Annotated in this window: 15 protein-coding genes; 6 read left to right on the forward strand and 9 right to left on the reverse strand. The window is 64.3% G+C overall.

The window, feature by feature from the left end:
- Positions 1-194: 194 nt before the first annotated feature.
- Together CJO11_RS06800 and CJO11_RS06805 are read left to right on the forward strand one after the other, a co-directional pair.
- Entirely contained in the window at positions 195-464 is a 270-nt protein-coding gene (locus CJO11_RS06800; protein ID WP_240504337.1) for a spike base protein, RCAP_Rcc01079 family, read from the forward strand.
- Positions 464-2539, forward strand: a complete 2076-nt coding sequence (locus CJO11_RS06805) for a hypothetical protein (protein WP_095012035.1) — start codon at positions 464-466, stop codon at positions 2537-2539. The genes CJO11_RS06800 and CJO11_RS06805 overlap by 1 nt, the downstream gene beginning before the upstream one ends.
- Positions 2540-2561: 22 nt before the next feature.
- Here the strand turns inward: CJO11_RS06805 and rfbD are convergent, their stop codons facing one another.
- The 8 genes from rfbD to CJO11_RS06840 form a co-directional block, all read right to left on the reverse strand.
- Positions 2562-3419, reverse strand: a complete 858-nt coding sequence (rfbD, locus tag CJO11_RS06810) for a dTDP-4-dehydrorhamnose reductase (protein ID WP_095012036.1) — start codon at positions 3417-3419, stop codon at positions 2562-2564.
- The gene (locus CJO11_RS06815) at positions 3416-4633 is read right to left on the reverse strand and encodes a nucleotidyltransferase domain-containing protein (RefSeq protein WP_169829151.1); all 1218 of its coding nucleotides are present in this window, start codon (positions 4631-4633) and stop codon (positions 3416-3418) included. The genes rfbD and CJO11_RS06815 overlap by 4 nt, the downstream gene beginning before the upstream one ends.
- Positions 4630-6330: an ABC transporter ATP-binding protein gene (locus CJO11_RS06820; RefSeq protein WP_169829152.1), complete on the reverse strand. Its 1701-nt coding sequence runs from the start codon at positions 6328-6330 to the stop codon at positions 4630-4632. The genes CJO11_RS06815 and CJO11_RS06820 overlap by 4 nt, the downstream gene beginning before the upstream one ends.
- Positions 6305-8242 (reverse strand): asparagine synthase-related protein, encoded by a 1938-nt coding sequence (locus CJO11_RS06825; protein ID WP_095012039.1) that lies wholly within the window; start codon positions 8240-8242, stop codon positions 6305-6307. The genes CJO11_RS06820 and CJO11_RS06825 overlap by 26 nt, the downstream gene beginning before the upstream one ends.
- Entirely contained in the window at positions 8239-8712 is a 474-nt protein-coding gene (locus CJO11_RS06830; RefSeq protein WP_095012040.1) for a lasso peptide biosynthesis B2 protein, read from the reverse strand. The genes CJO11_RS06825 and CJO11_RS06830 overlap by 4 nt, the downstream gene beginning before the upstream one ends.
- A gap of 31 nt (positions 8713-8743) precedes the next feature.
- A complete protein-coding gene (locus CJO11_RS13275) occupies positions 8744-9013 on the reverse strand; it encodes a PqqD family protein (RefSeq protein ID WP_169829153.1) in 270 nt (89 codons plus the stop codon).
- Between the two features lie 25 nt (positions 9014-9038).
- Complete coding sequence (locus CJO11_RS13280) at positions 9039-9200, reverse strand: hypothetical protein (RefSeq protein WP_169829154.1); 162 nt, start codon at positions 9198-9200, stop codon at positions 9039-9041.
- Between the two features lie 110 nt (positions 9201-9310).
- The gene (locus CJO11_RS06840) at positions 9311-10168 is read right to left on the reverse strand and encodes a hypothetical protein (protein WP_095012042.1); all 858 of its coding nucleotides are present in this window, start codon (positions 10166-10168) and stop codon (positions 9311-9313) included.
- Between the two features lie 163 nt (positions 10169-10331).
- On the opposite strand from CJO11_RS06840, the gene CJO11_RS06845 reads away from it, so the two are divergent.
- The 4 genes from CJO11_RS06845 (at position 10332) to CJO11_RS06860 (ending at position 13225) form a co-directional block, all read left to right on the forward strand.
- Complete coding sequence (locus tag CJO11_RS06845; protein ID WP_150124992.1) at positions 10332-10577, forward strand: hypothetical protein; 246 nt, start codon at positions 10332-10334, stop codon at positions 10575-10577.
- Between the two features lie 7 nt (positions 10578-10584).
- Complete coding sequence (locus tag CJO11_RS06850) at positions 10585-11913, forward strand: O-antigen ligase family protein (protein WP_095012044.1); 1329 nt, start codon at positions 10585-10587, stop codon at positions 11911-11913.
- Positions 11910-12614, forward strand: coding sequence for a hypothetical protein (locus CJO11_RS06855; RefSeq protein WP_095012045.1), 705 nt, complete (start codon positions 11910-11912; stop codon positions 12612-12614). The genes CJO11_RS06850 and CJO11_RS06855 overlap by 4 nt, the downstream gene beginning before the upstream one ends.
- A 128-nt stretch (positions 12615-12742) precedes the next feature.
- The gene (locus CJO11_RS06860) at positions 12743-13225 is read left to right on the forward strand and encodes a GNAT family N-acetyltransferase (protein ID WP_095012046.1); all 483 of its coding nucleotides are present in this window, start codon (positions 12743-12745) and stop codon (positions 13223-13225) included.
- Between the two features lie 225 nt (positions 13226-13450).
- On the opposite strand, the gene CJO11_RS06865 is transcribed toward CJO11_RS06860, so the two are convergent.
- Positions 13451-15760 carry a TonB-dependent receptor gene (locus CJO11_RS06865; RefSeq protein ID WP_095012047.1) on the reverse strand — a complete coding sequence of 770 codons (2310 nt, stop codon included), beginning with the start codon at positions 15758-15760 and terminating at the stop codon, positions 13451-13453.
- Positions 15761-15869: the final 109 nt, after the last annotated feature.

Raw genomic sequence — 15869 nt, forward strand, 5'->3', positions numbered from 1 at the left:
GACCGTCGGCCAATGGAAGCCAGCGAACGCTCAAACCTGTTCGTTCCTAACCACCGGACATACGATCCGCAACGCCCGGTCACGGCGATCGGGTCGGCAAGCCACAGCAAAAGATCCAGGTCCTACAGGGGTTTCCTACACGGCAGGTCACGTGATAGCGCGATGTTCCTTTTTTGTTCTATGTGGAGCATCCCATGATTCACGATCCATTCCAGAATGCTAGCGACAGCCCGACCGCCCCGGCCGAAGACTGCTTCGCGATCACGCCCGACGACGTGGCCGAGCTGGCCACTGCACCCAAGGCGATCTATGTCGGAACCGGCGGCGATGTAACGCTTGTTCCGCTCCACGGCAGTGCTCCGGTGACGTTCCGCAATGTCGCAGACAGCAGCGTGCTGGCGATCCGCGCGCGCGCCATCCACGCCACCGGCACCACCGCAACCGACATCGTCGGGCTCGCCTGATGAGCTGGCTCGGTTACGGATTCAATTCCGCCCGCAGTTCAAGGATCGCTACCGGCAAGCCGGCAAATGCAGGCCCCCCGGCGATCATGCCATCTGCGACGTGGGACGGGACGGCAGGGAGTGGTTTTGCGACCACCCCGAGCGACCCTGTGCGCACCACCGCGAAGCCGGCGATACGCCCGATCGTTGTGCCCAACCAGTACTTCACCGGCGAACTGCTGGTGGGGGTGACTGCCTGGGCCAATAATTCGGGATCGCTGGTCGACAACTGCGGGCTGTCGCACGTTACGGTTCACTGCGAAGGGAGCAGCGTCGATATCGCGGCACCGAGCTTCCAATCGTTCCCCGATGCCAACGGCAATACTGTGACCTACTTCGGTTGGTGGGCGAAACTTCAGCACTCCGGCACCGACGGTCATGCGCAGGTTTACTTCGAAGCGGTACCAAGCGACACGACGATGCAACACCGGGTGATCGGCCCCTACCAGTTCAGCCCCCAGCCGACGCTGCACGATTTCTCGGTCGAGGTCGCACCGTCGGCAGCAGTTGTCACCGGTGCGAGCTACCAGTCGATCAGCGCGGCAATTTCCTATTTGAAGGGAGTCGGCGCGCAGAATCCGCTGGTGACGATTGTCGAGCCGGGCACTTACGCCACCGGCAACGGGCCTCCCAATTACTATGGGCTTGCCGGGTTTGTGACGATTGCGGCCAGCGTGCCTGTGACGATCGGGTTTCCGACCTACACCACCGATACGGCCGCGCTGCTATACACCGATCGCACCGTCCTCTGCTTTCGCGGCAGCAACATCACCATCGACATGGCAAACGCCAGCGAGATTTACTTCAACAACTCGAATTCCCCGACGCGCGACCTGTGGTTCGACGGGGTCACCTTCACGAACAGCCTTGGCCGCGAAGCGTTGTGGCGCAAGGGAATCCGGCCTTACACCGCGTTCTGCAGCTACTACCCTTGGTTCACTGAAGTCACGGTTCACGACGTGGCGCTGGGCTATGGCAGTGCCAACCTCGTGCGCGGGGGCAGCGCAACGACCGTGGGATTCGACGTGTTTCCCGACGCTCGCTGCGCAATCGGCCACACGGTCACAGACCATTCGCTGCAATTCCTTGTGAGCGACACGCCGGCGCTAGAGGTGTCGTACGCCGGGGTGGAAGCCACCGCGACGCTGGCCCGAAGCGGCGGGGTCGACCCCAACGACACGACCTACACCGCCAAATGGGGTGCCAACAGCGCGACCTTCGCGGTCGGTTCCAAGGAAGCATATCTCACAGGGGCGACCGGCGACGGGTACACAGTGCAGGACGTGGCCGACTGGCTCAACGGCTTGGGCGTAGGCTTTACGGCGACGGTGTTGACCAACGAATTCCGCGCCAGCGCGCTGGGCATCGCGGGGACGCTGGGCAGCGGGTTCGGCGACACCGACGTCAAAAGTGCGACGTTGCAGTTGCTGGTCAATTTCGGCTCTCACGGCGACTGGTACCAACAGCGTTTCAACTATTTCCCGGAAAACTGCGTCATCGCCGATAACACCGCAGTCAATATCCACGTCCAGTGCACGTTCCTGTCGACCAACATCGACACCCGCGACTTCGTGTTCGTCAACAACGCGTGGTACGTCGCACCCGGCGACGGGGTGTGGAATCCGGCGATTGTTTTCAGCCAGATCGGTCGGGATGGGCAAGCGAACACCTGCAGTCACGTGGTGCTCGCGCACAATTCGTGGTCCGACCAGCGACTGAGCTATCGCAGTACCACGACGGCATTCGACGGCTATTGCCTCACGGCGAACAACACCATGCCCGAAATCGCCCTGACCAGCACGCCCAACCCCTTCCCGACGATTGCTGACAACCACCTGCAGGCGGGGGCAGTCGATCCTGCCGGGGCGACAGGGACGACAATTGGCGGGACCGTGGCGGACCTGTTCGTGGACGCAGCGAACGGAGACTTCACTCCGGCTGGGGACCTCGCCACCAAGAAGAAGAAGCCGGTCGTCGCATATGACGGTGCAGGTGTGAAGCGCGGCAATATGGCGCCGGCCGGCGCGTTCGCCTAGCCGATGGGAACGGGCCTGCGGTTCAGGTGCCGGCGAGCTCCGCCATCAGCATTTGCCGCAGGTTTGCCCGCCAACCGGGCGGGGCAAGCCCAAGCAGCGCGTATGTCTCGCTGCAATCGAGCACCGAATAGGCAGGGCGGCGCGCAGCAACCGGATAGTCCGCGCTGGCGATCGGTTCGACAGCAACGGCGCGATCGAGCAAGCCCAGCCGCCGCGCCTCCTTGTAAGTGGCGGCTGCCAGCTCGTGCCAGCTCGCCGCCCCGCCATCGCTGTAATGCCAGGTGCCCGATGCGCCGCGTTCCGCGAGCTGCCAGATCGCCCGCGCCGCTTCGGTGGCCCGGGTCGGCGTGCCGACCTGGTCGGCGACCACGCGGACTTCATCGCGTTCGGCCATCAACCGCAGCATCGTGCGTACGAAGTTCGCGCCTCCTGCCTCGTAGAGCCACGACGTACGGACAATGAGCGCATCCCGCCCGGCGGCATCCTCTCCGGCGGCCTTGCTCCGGCCATAAACCGACAGCGGGTTGCGCGCAGCGTCCGGCGGATAGGGGCACGTCGCCTCGCCATCGAACACGTAATCGGTCGAAACCTGCACGAACTTAGCGCCGATGCTCGATGCCGCTTCCGCGAGGTGTCCGACAGCCGCCGCATTGATCGCGAAAGCCAACTCCGCCTCGCATTCGGCCCGATCGACCGCAGTGTAAGCCGCAGCGTTGATGACCAGGTCGGGAGATTCCTGAGTGACCACGCGGTAGATCGCCAGGGGATCGCCCAGGTCCAGCCTTGCGCGATCCGTCGCTACGCAATCCCATCCCGCAGGGGCAGCAGTGACAAGCGCCCGGCCAAGCTGCCCGCCGCCCCCCGTCACCAGCACCTTCACGATTCGGATCCTTGCGCCAGCAGCCAGTCGCGCAGCCGGCTCCTCGCAGCTGCAAGATCGATTGCCGTCGGGTCGCTGCGCGAATCGCGGTAGCGGCGGGCGCGCTGCGCCAGCCAGACCGGGTAACCGAGCCAACGCGCGGGATTGCCCGGCCCCACTCCGACGATGGCAGCAAGCCAGTCCGGATCGGGATGCAACATCGCATCGAGCGTAGTCCTCGCTGTGGCGCTCGCGCCGCGGTCGTGCTGCATCCGCCGCAGGAAGCGCTGCCGGTCGCGCCCAGCCGAAGGGCTCAGCATCGCCGCACGGACCACCGACAGGCATTCCGCACTCGGTTCCGGCAGCGAATCCGGGATCCGATCGAGCCATTCCGCGCCAAGCTCGCGCGCCAGCGCTGCAATCAGTCCCAGCGCCTTGTCGAGGCCGAGCGCCTGCGCGTCTTGCATCAACAAATGCCAGTCGAGCTCATCGTTCGCTGCTAGGTAATGCACGTCGGCGAGCACGACCGGGCCGTTGTCGAACAGGTGCTGGAGTGCAGCGTGCGCGACGATATGCAGCAGGCATGCGTGCGCCGTCGGCACGCACACCGTCCGGTCGAACACCGTCGTATTCTCCGGTTGCGCGCGCATGAGTGCCAGAAGGTCGCGTTCTCGCGCAAAGTCCTTCGCATCGAGCCGATGGTGCAGCTCGATCATCACCTTGCGCTCGGTGTCGACCAGCGGGGGCAACTGATGGCTCGCCTCGATCCCGTAAGCGGGCCGGCCGTCCGCGATCTTGTAGCGCCCGCTCGCCAGCAACAGCTCCTGTGCACGCTCGGCGTCGGCGGGTTCGAGCAGCAGGTCGAGGTCGCGCATTGGCCTCAGTTCCGGGCGCGGATAATCGAGGTGTGCGAGCCGGACGCCCTTGAGGCAGATCGGCTCCAAGCCCGCATCTGCCAGCAATGCCAACATCCTCACCAGCGCAAGCGACTGGTTGAGTGTGTAGAGACGCTCGCGTTCCACCTGCTCGTCCATCTGGCGGGCAACCGCGGGCGGAACGGCCAACTCATCCTCGACGTTGGCGAGCGCCTGTGCAAGCAGCGCTGTCACCCGCTGCTCGCTCGCCAATGCAGCCAGTTGTTCCCAGCCGACCGGGTCGAGCGTAGCAAGGCGCGCTCCGTGATCCGCACCCGGTCTGGCGCATATCCGCAGCAGGATTTCGCCCGGTTCACTCACGCGGCACCCAGTTCGATCAGGTCGTCGACATCGCGCAGCAGGGCAGCGCGGTGCGACAGCACGACGCATGTCGTTCGCCCGCGCAAAGCCGCCAATGTCCGCGTAATCGCTTGCTCATTGTCCGAATCGAGCGCGGCGGACACTTCGTCAAGGATCAGCAGCGACGGCTGGCGCAGCAATGCGCGCGCGAGGGCAATCCGCTGGCGTTCGCCGCCCGACAGTTCGCGCCCCCGCTCGCCCACCAGCGTGTCGATACCTTCGGGCAACGCCCTCACGAACCCGGCCGAAGCTTCTTCCAATGCCTGCTCGACTGCCGCTCGATCGACCTCTTCCAGATTCCCCCACGCAACGTTTTCGGCGATCGTCCCGTCGAACAGGTAGGGCGATTGCTCGACATAAGCGACTTGCCGCCGCCAGCGGATTCGATCTGCCCCGATCAAGGGAGCGCCGTCGACCAGGATTTGACCCGCATCGGGCGCAACCAGCCCCGACAGCAGGTCCGCCAACGTGCTCTTGCCCGAACCAGACGGACCCGTGACTCCGACCAAGCTGCCTACTTCTATTCGATGGCTGAAGCGGTCGAACACCGGCCGGTCGCGGTCGGGATAGGACAGCGAAATGTCGCTTAGCTCGATTGCAGTCGCCAGCGCGAGCGGTTCGCCCATCTCTGGTCCCGGCTCGGCAGCGCCCCGCGCCTCTTCGACCGTTGCCAGCAGGTTGGCGAGCGCCGGGCGGCAGAACTGCCACGAACGCACGCCGTTCTGGAGATTGCCCGCGAGCGGCACGATCCGCAGGAAGATCGCCAACACCGGCACGAACAACGCCAGCGGCACGGCTAGAACCGCCAGCGCGAACCAAGCAAGGCACGCGAGCACGATCGCGGCGACGACCTGGATTCCCAGCCGCTCGACATCGACTGCCCGCAGCCACGCCAGTTCGACATCGCGCAGCTCTTGCGCGATCGCATCGAAACGCTCGGCCAATTCGCGCTGCGCCCCGGCGATGCGTGCGGCGCGCAAGTGCGTCAGCCCTTCGGCTACGTGCGCGTGCAGCGCCTCGTAAGCGGCGGCGAACGGATCGCCCAACTGCGCCCGACGGCGGCGCGTGAGGACCATGAAGCCTCCAGCCAGCAACCCCAGCAACGCGGTAATCGCCGTCAGCCGCCAATCGAGATAGAGCGCCGCCGTAAGCAGCGCAGCGAGCGTCACCAGCGAAGTCACTGTGTCGAGCGCTCGATCGGCAAGCGCGCCGACCCGCTGGCTTTCGCCGACAATCAGCGCGGCATGGTCGCCGCTGCGCTGTCCGCTGAGCCAGCGCCATTCGGCGGCGATCAGCGCGTCCTGCGTCATCGTCCGCAAGCGGCGGGTAAGGCTGAGGCTGAAATCGTGCCGCGCCGACAGCATCAGGAACGTGAGTCCGGCGCGCAGCGCGACCAGCAGTACAAACCCGCCGAGCAGCACCGCCAGCGGCAACGCGGCCAGCGCGCGGCTCCATTCTGCCGAAAGGCCCGAAACCGGATGGCCCGCAACGATCTGGGTGATCGGCACCAGCAGCAGCAGTCCGATACCTTCGGTAGTGCTGGCGCAAACCATCAGCAGCCCGACACGGGTAAGCGTGACCCGCCCGGCAAGCGCCACGAGCGTGCGCACGGCACCGAGCGGAGGGATCGCCTTAGCCGGCATTGCGCTGCTCGACATGGCGCAGGAAACGCGCGGTCTGGAGGCCGCGCCCGACCAGCACCGGGATCCACGCGGCATCGGTGCCATCGACCACCGCGCCCACATCCCAGTCGTGCAAGGCAGCGATCATACGCTCGAAGTCGAACACATCGGCCAATCGCTCGTCGCGGCCCAGCGCCTCAAGATCGTCTACCATTTCCATCCGCTCGCGCGCGAAGCGCAGCGGCCAGTCAGCGGTCTGCACCGCCTTCCTGCGTTCGGACACCACCATGTCCGGCACTTTGCCAGCCAGCAGCCGCCGCGCAAGCCAGCGATCGGTCCCGTCCCGCAGATACTGCGCGTCTGGGATGCCGATGCACAACTCGACCAGCGGGCGATAGGCAGTGGGATCGCGTTTGGGGACACCGTGGAGCAGCGTTTCGGCAAGGTCGAGTTCGGGCGCTTCGCACGCTGCGACATCGATGACGTGCGCGCGCCATTCGCGCGACGAGGCGAACGGCAGGTGATAGGGATCGTATCCGCTATCTTGCGCCCGCTGTATCGCTTCGCGCGCAACCTGCGAGCCTTCGCGCATCGGGCACCAGGTTGCGAACGGCTTGTCCAGCCAGCCGTGCCCGAGCGCGACCCGCCAGCTGTGCGGCAGGTTCGGCCGAACGGCCCAGCGCAGCAGCTTTCGCGCCAAGCCGAAGGGCGCTTCGCGCGCGCCGAGTTCGCGTAGCAACCGCGCGAGGTGCCCCTGGCGCAGCCATGTGGGGTAGCCCGTCAGCCCGTCATAGGTGAAACCGGGATTGCCGAGATCGCCCGCGAGCAGGACGTCGCATCCATCGCTTGCCGCCAGCGCACAGATCGCGTGGTACCAGTGCATCGCGAACTGGTTATGCGGAGGCGATCCGCACATCAGTGCGACGTCCTCGATCCCATCGAGCAGCGATGCATCGCTGCCGGTGACGAACTGCGGTTCGAGTTGCGGATATTGCTTCGCCAGCGCCTGCACGTACGGCGCTTCGTCACCGAAGAACCCCGCTTCGCGCTGCGCGGCCCAGCCCGGCTGCGGGACCGTGGTGTACGAGCGCAGCGCCAGCTCAGGGCCCATCCCCTCCATCGCGTAGGCGGCGACCGCTTGCGAATCGAGCCCGCCCGAGAGCATCACCGCCGGCTTTCGGACTCCGGCCAGGGCCACCCGTGTCGCAGCGCGAAACTGCTCCTCGACCGCTTCGACATAGTCCTCGTCGCGCGCGAAGCGGACAGGCTCGACGTCGGCAACCGACCAGAACCGGCTGACCCTGGTGCCCGATCGATCGATCGTCGCTTGCGTGCCGTGTGCCACTCGCCGGATGCCGCGATACCAGCTGCGCTGCTGGTCGCGCATGTTGAGCAGCAGGATGTCGCCGAGCTTGGCTTCGTCGATCTCGGCGGGCACGCCGGCGGCAAAGATCGATCGCGGGATGCTTGCGGCCAAGACCCGGCTGCCATCCACCCAATAGTGCAGCGGAACCAGCCCCAGCGGTGACCGGGCAAGGCGAACCTTTCGCTCATCCGGAAACCACATGATCGCGGCGTAGTTGCCGGTGATCGCGCGGTCGCAATCGTCACCCATCTGGCGATAGAGCGCGGCGTAGATATCCGCCTCGTCGCTGCACCCGGATAGCCTGTGACGGTCGACCAGACCCTGCGGATCGTCAAGCTGGCCCACCAGCAGGACATGCGAACCGTCAGGCTGGGTAGGCGGCTCCAGCCGCAGCCGTTTCGGGGGGCGATCGTAAGGCGGGCTACCGATCGTCCGCTTTGCCAGCTGCGCACCGGGGACCGACGTGTGCGAAACGTCTCCCCCCTTGCCGAGCACGAGGCTGGCAACGATCCGCTCGGCACAATCGGCGAACCAGGTCCCGCCCGACAGGTCGATTGCGGCGGCGGCAAGGAGGTTGGTCAAGGCCTTGCTTGGCGGCCCGGCGGCGGCAGGCTGGCGTCACCTTGAACGAACGCCATCACTGGCTCGTAGTCTGCCCGATCGCATTCACCGGTCACGAATGCGCCATTGTGCTCGACCCAGGCGTGAAACGCATGTTCACCGGACCGATCATTGCGGTGATGGGCAATCACCAGCCGTGAAGGAATGCCCAAAGCCTGCAGCAGCCACTGGCAGGCCACTGCGCGCGGCAAGCACTTGCCGGCAAACGGCAACCACGCAGCAGCCCGTTCGACGTGGCGCGCTATGCGGCTGGCATCCGCAAGCCCGGCTTCTACAGGTCGCCGGACAGGCCAAGGCTCGGCCGGATCGATCGAACGACCAAGGCTCTCCCGCCAGATCGACAGGCGCACGGTCTTCACAAGCACCCATGCCGCGCCGAGCGCAACGATTGCCTGTGTCGTCCGTATCCGGCCGCGCAGCCGCTCGATCATCGCAGGTAAGTACGCATCGCGGGCGACGGATTCAGGCGAACCGGGCAAATCCGGCCTCGACCAGCGATTGCGCGAATTGGTCGACTTCGCGGCGGCATCGCTCGGGTTCGACGGCGTAGCGTGCGGCCATGCGCGCTGCCACCGCGTCGAGGTCAGCCACCTCGTCAAGTGCGTGCCAAATCGCGAGGCCGGTTCCTTTGAGGGCGAAGAAGCAACCGGTATCGGCATGGATCATCACCACTTCGCCGTCGAGTTCGGATGCCTCGTATGCCGACCGGATCTTGGTGAGACATCGTGCCATGATTGGGTGCAGGTGGTCCTTTCGATCAGGACGTAGCGATCGTCCCATGCTTGCCGTTTCCGTCGCCGAACACCTGTGCCGTCCCGGCGATAGCATCGAGATCGACCGTAAGCCGTTCGAGCACAGGGGTTTCCCATGCTTCCTTCGCGGCACCCCGCTCGGTGGTATTTCTTTTCTCGTCAGACATTTGACTATCGCAATCGCGCCAGCAGCCAACCCCGGATGTATTCAAATTCGGTTTTAGTTAATCCAACCGAATCTGGCAATGGCAACGCCGCTGGTTGTCCTGAGCGGCGTTCATTGCACCATATGTTCCCCGAGAAGTTCCGCAACCGCCTGGGTTGTCGTTGCGAACGCGTCGCGATCTCCTGAAAGTGGCCTCGCAAGCCGCCAGCATCGAACCTTGCTGGCGATCTCCAGCAGCCGTTCGGCATGTCGCTGCGCCCCGCCAAGCGCGATCGCGATCGAGGGGCGGTACATCGCCGCTGCGATGCGCGCGAGCTTGGCGGATCCGGTAATCGGCTCAAGCCGCAATTCCGGTCCGGTCTCGAGCACGACGATGTCGGTCAATCGTGCAGGGATTGCAGGCAGATCAGGCGTCTCGACGTAATACTTGCCGGGAACCGCCGCGATCTCGACGCCGGGAGGCACCCCGGCCAGCGCGCAGGCATCGCCCCACAACTTGGCTCGTTTGCCGAACGGCAGGGGGTGGACTGCATCGCCGCCAAGAAGCAACGGCAAGGTGTCATCAGCAAAGTGGATGAAGCCGTGGGCGGCAAGCGCCATCGCCAGGGTCGATTTTCCGCCCCCTGAATCGGCGGTCAGTGCAATCGCACATCCATCGCGGACAATCGCGCTGGCGTGAAGCGGGAACAAGCCATTGAGCCAACACACCGCGCCAAACACCGTTCCTTCGCGGTAGAGCCCGAATTCGTCCTCGAGCGCAGCGTCGGGGACCTCGGCTCGCAAGCCTTCGCCGCTTTGGTAGGCGAAGCGTACCTCACCCGGAGTCGAAAAATGGAATCCGTCGGCCCAAATTCGCAAGTGGCCGTCGTCGCTCAGCGGCGGGCCGTCCCGCCGGGGAATTTCGCCACGCACCACCTGCATCTCGCGCGCGAGCAGGGCGGCCGCGTCGTCCAATGTCGGCTTATCCATGGCGCGTGGGCGCCTCTCGCGGATGCGGGTCCATTCGAACGGACAAGGCAGACGACATGCAGTGAATGGCTGTGTTTCCTCGCAAACCTTGCGCCCGAAGCCGCTGCCCGGTAGATTCCGGCCCGGCGTCGAGCCACTGTGACAAGCGAGGTGCGGTGTGACAATGATCGTTTCCAGAGCCCTTGCGAGCGCGCTGGCGGTTACGTTGGTGGCGGCTCCGATTGCCGCCGAGGCTGGCACCCGTGCCGACACTTCACCGGTGGTCGGGCAGACCGACCACGACCGGCGCGATCGGGTCCCCGTCCTGCTGCTCCCTTTGCTCCTGATCGTCGGCGGCAGCTTCGCGGCACTTGCTGCGCTTCACGGAAACGACGACGGCTACTCGACCGGCCGGACACGCGGAGGCTGAGCGCCTCTTGCCGACCGGCGAGCAACTCAACCGATCCACCCGTCAAATCTGGCGCGACCCCGCGCTCCACCTGACTGTCCTTATCGCGACCGCGCTGCTGTTCGGCGGCGGCGGTGTCTCGAACGGGCTTGGCAACCTCGTGGTGCAGCTGGCTGCGCTCGCCGTGCTGGCGGCCAATCCCGGGGCATTCGGCCCTTTCGTGCGCAAGGCTCCGCGCGGGCTGGCCATGCTCACGCTCGCAAGCTGTCTCTTGCCGTTGCTCCAGCTTGTGCCGCTTCCTCCGCAGGTCTGGAGCATATTTCCCGGGCGCGACATGGTCGCTCAGGCGCAAGCGCTGACCGGCGGACCCGGCTGGTTCCCGGTGAGCCTCGATGCGGGCCGGACGCTGGTGGCGTTTATCGGGACATTCGCGCCGCTCGCGATCATCATCGTCGGGAGCGCCCTCCCGCGCGAAGCACTGACCGGGGTCGCACGCCGCGTGATCGCGCTGGCGATCGCAGTGGCGCTGTTCGGGTCGCTCCACCTTATCGATGCTCGCATGGGCGACCTCTACGCCGGCTGGCGCGAATTGCCCGGCGTGCTGGTTGGAACCTTTGCCAACCGCAATTCGGCTGCAATTTTCTTCGTCTCCGCCTTGTTGCTCGCGGGCGCGCTGCCACTGCCGCAGGACCGTCGGTGGCGGATTGCCCGTTATGCCGGCGCCGGGTTCCTCGCGTTGTGCGTGGTCCTCACCGGTTCGCGTACTGGGATGGCATTGCTGGCCGTGCCCGCCGCATTCGCCCTTGCACGAGCGGCAATCGCTCGCAAGCAAGCGCTGGCTGGGGCACTCGCGGCGGTCGCACTGGTCGGAGGCACAGCCGCGGTCCTGGTGGCCACGCAACCCGGGCGGATCGGGACCAGCCTCGCGCGATTCGCCGATGGTGACGGCCAGCGGGCGCAGATGCGCGAAGACGCCGCATTCGCCACGCGCCATTACTGGCCGGTCGGCGCGGGCATGGGCACGTTCGACGAAGTATTCCAGGTCGACGAATCGCTCGAATACGTCAGCCCACGGCGAGCAGGCCGCGCGCACATGGACTATCTCGAGCTGGCGATCGAAGCAGGGTTGCCCGGGCTGATCCTCGCCGCCGGCTGGCTCGGCTGGGTCGTGCTTGGCGGAGTCAGGGCATTGCTGATCAAGGGCGCATGGCTGGCACGTGCCGGGGTCGCGATCGCGGCGTGCATCGCCGCCCAATCGACGCTCAGCTTCCCGCTTCGAAACCAAGCCATGCTGTGCATCGCCGCATTTGCGGTGGTACTCATCGCACGGTTCTCTCGCGAGGAGCCTGCGCCGTGAAATCCGTTGCCCGCTTGGTCTTGCTCGCACTGCTTGCGCTGGTCGCGGTGTTCGCCGAACTCGACCGGCAGAGCGCGCGCGATCCTGCGCTGGCGACCTATGTTCCTGCGCCGTTCCGCAGCTTCGCGCTCGACCGGCGCGCGGCGGACGCGATCGACCGACACGACAAGGCAGCGGCGATGCGCAATGCCACCGTGTTGCTCCGCCACCGCCCGATCCCCGCGCGCAATCTTTACCTTTACGCCCGCGCCAGCCAGCTCGATGGAAACAAGCAGGCATTTGCGCAGGCCTTCCTGCTTGGGACCCAACGCGGCTGGCGGGTCGAGCCGCTCCAGTTCGCTGCAGCACAGCTGGCGCTGGTCTCGGGCAATCCTTCGGGTGCGGCCAACCGAGTCGCGGCGCTATGGGCAACCAATCGCAACTACCCGGGGCTCGACGGGCTGACCCGCCAGTTGCTGGCGACAGGTGGCGGATTGCAGGCATTCGCGGGGGACCTCGCCGCCACCCGCGTGTGGCAGGCAAGCTTCCTTGGCGCGCTTCCCCGGCTGGTTCCGGCGACCGAGGCTGCGCGGCTGCTGGTGGCGTCGTCCAACGCGGGCTTGCGCCTGCCATGCACGCAGCGGGACGCCATCATTTCGCACTACCGCTCACGGTCGGGCCCGGCGGCGGCGGTGCAGGTCGTGATGGTGCCTTGCGAATGATTGCCATCAAGTGGGCAGGCTCAACAAGCCACCTAGAGATGCGGCTGGCGAGATCGCCGAAGTTGAGTTGCTGGCTCGATTGGCGCGTTACAGATTGAAGGGCGGCGCGTACGCGATATTCTCTCGACATGTCCGAGACGATAGGCATCAGGCCGGCACTACCTGCAGACGCAGTGGCGATTGCCCGATTGCTGCGCCGATCAATTCGCCAGTTGTGTGTACTCGATCATTGCAACCAAGAACAGCCACTTACCCTGTGGCTCGCGAACAAGAAGGCTCCGATTGTTAGGATCTGGCTGCAAAACGGAGATGCAGAAATGCTTGTTGCCAGCGTTAACGATCGCATCGCCGGGGTTGGCGCGTTTACCTACCTCGGTCATGTCACGCTCAACTACGTCGATCCCGACTTTCGCCTCCGTGGCGTCAGCAAGAAGATAATGGCGACGATTGAAGAGCGGGCCCGTGTTTTGGGGTTGAAGCGGTTGCACCTGGAGAGCACGCTGACAGCGCAACGCTTCTACGAATCAATCGGTTATAGCGTTTCTGGACCTCGGCAACGAAAGCATGGCCTCGAAAATCAGCCAATGCTCAAAAACTTCAGGTCAGTTTAGGCTGGAACGGGACTGCATATTGGAGGTCCGCATGTCGCTGAACCGATGGCAACGCTGGCGAACGTACATTCGCCTTATGGCTGCCAGTCTCGTTTGAACGCCACCATGATCTGGGGTGGTTTCGAAGGAGGGGGAAGACCAACCGCGCGCTGACATCGAAATGATTCGTACCAAGGCCGCCTCTTGGGAAAGAGGCGGCCTTGCACGATCCGAAGCTAACGGCTCCTAGAAGTTGTATCCGATACTGAAGATCGCCGAGCGACCGAGTATCGGCCGTCCGTTTGGCGCAGTAGGATTGCGCGGATCACCTTCGGTCAGACCATGGCTGTCGTTCAGGTTATCGACGCTCACCTGGGCGAACAGACCGGAGGGCAGGTCTGCCTTCATTCCCAGATCGACCTTGGTGTACCCGTCGAGGCGCACCGTGTTGTCCAGGTCGGCCCAGCGTTTGCCAACCATCGAAACCGCACCGTAGAGCGTGAAGTTCACAGACCCCAGGTCGACCGAGTAGCTCGGTGACAGGCGGGCCTGGAAGTTCGGCTGGCGCAGGACCGCGTTTCCAACTTGCGACGGAGTCGATGAATCGGTGACCTTGGCATCTTGCAAAGTCATGATCGCGTCGAGCTTGAACCCTCCGTAGTGGACGTTTCCGTCGAGTTCCACGCCGTATGCCCGAGTCTTGAAGGCTGTCGCTGGCAGGACCGAGCCCACAGTGGCTTCGAAGCTGTTATTACGGTTGTAGAAGCCAGTCAGGTAGAGTGCTGCGTTGTAGCCACGGAACTTGACGCCGCCTTCCACCTGGCTGACGCCGTAAACGTTCTGGTTGCCGCTCCGCAGGTCATCGAAGTTGGGCATGCGGTAACCCTTGGAATACCGCACAAACAGACCAAGATCGTTGCTCACGTCATAGTTGATGGCACCGGTGTAAGAGAACTTGCTGCCAGTGACATGGGTGTTGAGATCGGTGGTCCCGTCGGGATAGCCAGGTCCGCTGTCGAGCACATAATCGATGCTCAACCACTGTTGTCGCACCCCGAGGTCGAACCGCAGCGCATCGGTGGCTTGGATTGAATCTGCCAGATAGACCGCGTCTGCACGTGCATCGCCGGCCGACCGAATGCCGTAGTGCCAACAACCGGAGCCCGATCCGGCATTCTGCAGCATCTCGCACGTAACGCCTGCCTCCAGATGATCGCCATTCTGGACATTCTGGACCGGTGCAAAGTTACCCAGCGACCAGAAGTCGTTCGACGACCAGCCGGCATGGTAATAGCCGACCGTCAGAGTGTTGATACCCGACTGGTAATCGAGGCTCAGGTCGTTGGTGAGCGACTGGATCTTCTTTTGGACGACCCATCCACCGTAGTTCTGGATCCAATCGCCGGACGCGAGTGCCGTACCCCCAGCGGTTGACAGGCTGGTATATGTCGGATTGGCAGCCAGGAAGTCCGCCACGGTCACCGGGGCGCCGTCGGGGACAAAGCCGTAGGTGTCGGCATCGCCGTCGGTGAAGGACGCGTTGTCGCGTACACCCCAGCCGCCACCGAGATCGAAGTTGAGGTTGAGGCCAGAGACGCTGCCCTTCCAACCGCGGCCATTGGCCAGGTCGTAAGTCTGGGAATCGCCCTGTGCATCGACTTGCAACGTGACAAAGCGGGTCGCGTTGCCAAGCTGCGAGAACGTGCCGAGATCGTTGCCCGTGTTGAGTGCCATTGGCAGGTACCACTGGCCGTGGTCGTCAGTCCAACGGGTCCATAGGTTGATCTCGCCGTTATCGAGCTTCTTGGTGAGCTGTGCAGTGATTTGCTGGCCACGCTCGGAGTCGAACTGCGCGTCGCGAATGCCCGGCGAGCGGGAAACATAGCCGCCGATCATGTAATAGAGATCGTTTCCGAGCGGACCCGAAATCACCGCATCGATACGGCCAAGATGGTAGCTCGAGGTCGAAAGCTTAACGAGACCCTTGGTCTCGTCACCACCCTTCTTGAGATTGAAGTTCATTGTTACGCCGACTTCGCCGTTGGAGAACACGGCGTTTGGCCCACCGTGCGCCGCTTCGGTCGAAGCGATGGTTTCGTCGACCCGGAAGATTGAGCTCTGCTCCATGAACGAGAGCGACTCGGTGCCATAGATGGGTGAACCGTTGACCTGGAAGGTTACCCATGGGGCATCACCGCCGCCAGGAAGGCCGCGCACATCGATGTTCGCGCCCGATACACCGCCCGAGCTTTCGGTCCAGACGCCCGGTACAAGGTCGAAGACTTCTGCAGTGCTTTTGGGCGCTGCCTGATTGAGGTCAGCCTGGCTGATTGTGGTAATGGCGTACGAAGCTTCCTGCTTGCGGATACCCGAACCACCAGGGGTACCGATTACCACAATCTCGTTGTCGCTCTGGTCGGCCTGCGAAGCTTGGTTGGTAGTTGCCTTGTCCTTGTCGGTCGAGCCTGTGTCCTGCGCGTAGGCAGGAACCGCGATCATCGCCAGCACGGCTGCAGACGCGCCGAACATGAGCCGGCACTTGCGGGTGGCAGTCATAATCCTCTCCTCATAACGGCGCTCTCCCTTGATGCGCCGACGGGCTCTTGTATCGATTTGTGAAATGCATTTCAAGAGCGCACGGGTTGGCGACTTGCCGGTTCCTCTT

It is taken from the genome of Tsuneonella mangrovi (genome assembly GCF_002269345.1).
Classification (GTDB): Bacteria; Pseudomonadota; Alphaproteobacteria; order Sphingomonadales; family Sphingomonadaceae; genus Tsuneonella; species Tsuneonella mangrovi.

Coding starts and splice junctions, on each gene's coding strand:
- CJO11_RS06845 (WP_150124992.1), top strand. CDS start 10,332: ATGATCGTTTCCAGAGCCCTTGCGAGCGCGCTGGCGGTTACGTTGGTG.
- CJO11_RS06805 (WP_095012035.1), top strand. CDS start 464: ATGAGCTGGCTCGGTTACGGATTCAATTCCGCCCGCAGTTCAAGGATC.
- CJO11_RS06860 (WP_095012046.1), top strand. CDS start 12,743: ATGTCCGAGACGATAGGCATCAGGCCGGCACTACCTGCAGACGCAGTG.
- CJO11_RS06830 (WP_095012040.1), bottom strand. CDS start 8,712: ATGATCGAGCGGCTGCGCGGCCGGATACGGACGACACAGGCAATCGTT.
- CJO11_RS13280 (WP_169829154.1), bottom strand. CDS start 9,200: ATGTCTGACGAGAAAAGAAATACCACCGAGCGGGGTGCCGCGAAGGAA.
- CJO11_RS13275 (WP_169829153.1), bottom strand. CDS start 9,013: ATGGCACGATGTCTCACCAAGATCCGGTCGGCATACGAGGCATCCGAA.
- CJO11_RS06820 (WP_169829152.1), bottom strand. CDS start 6,330: ATGTCGAGCAGCGCAATGCCGGCTAAGGCGATCCCTCCGCTCGGTGCC.
- CJO11_RS06865 (WP_095012047.1), bottom strand. CDS start 15,760: ATGACTGCCACCCGCAAGTGCCGGCTCATGTTCGGCGCGTCTGCAGCC.
- CJO11_RS06840 (WP_095012042.1), bottom strand. CDS start 10,168: ATGGATAAGCCGACATTGGACGACGCGGCCGCCCTGCTCGCGCGCGAG.
- CJO11_RS06800 (WP_240504337.1), top strand. CDS start 195: ATGATTCACGATCCATTCCAGAATGCTAGCGACAGCCCGACCGCCCCG.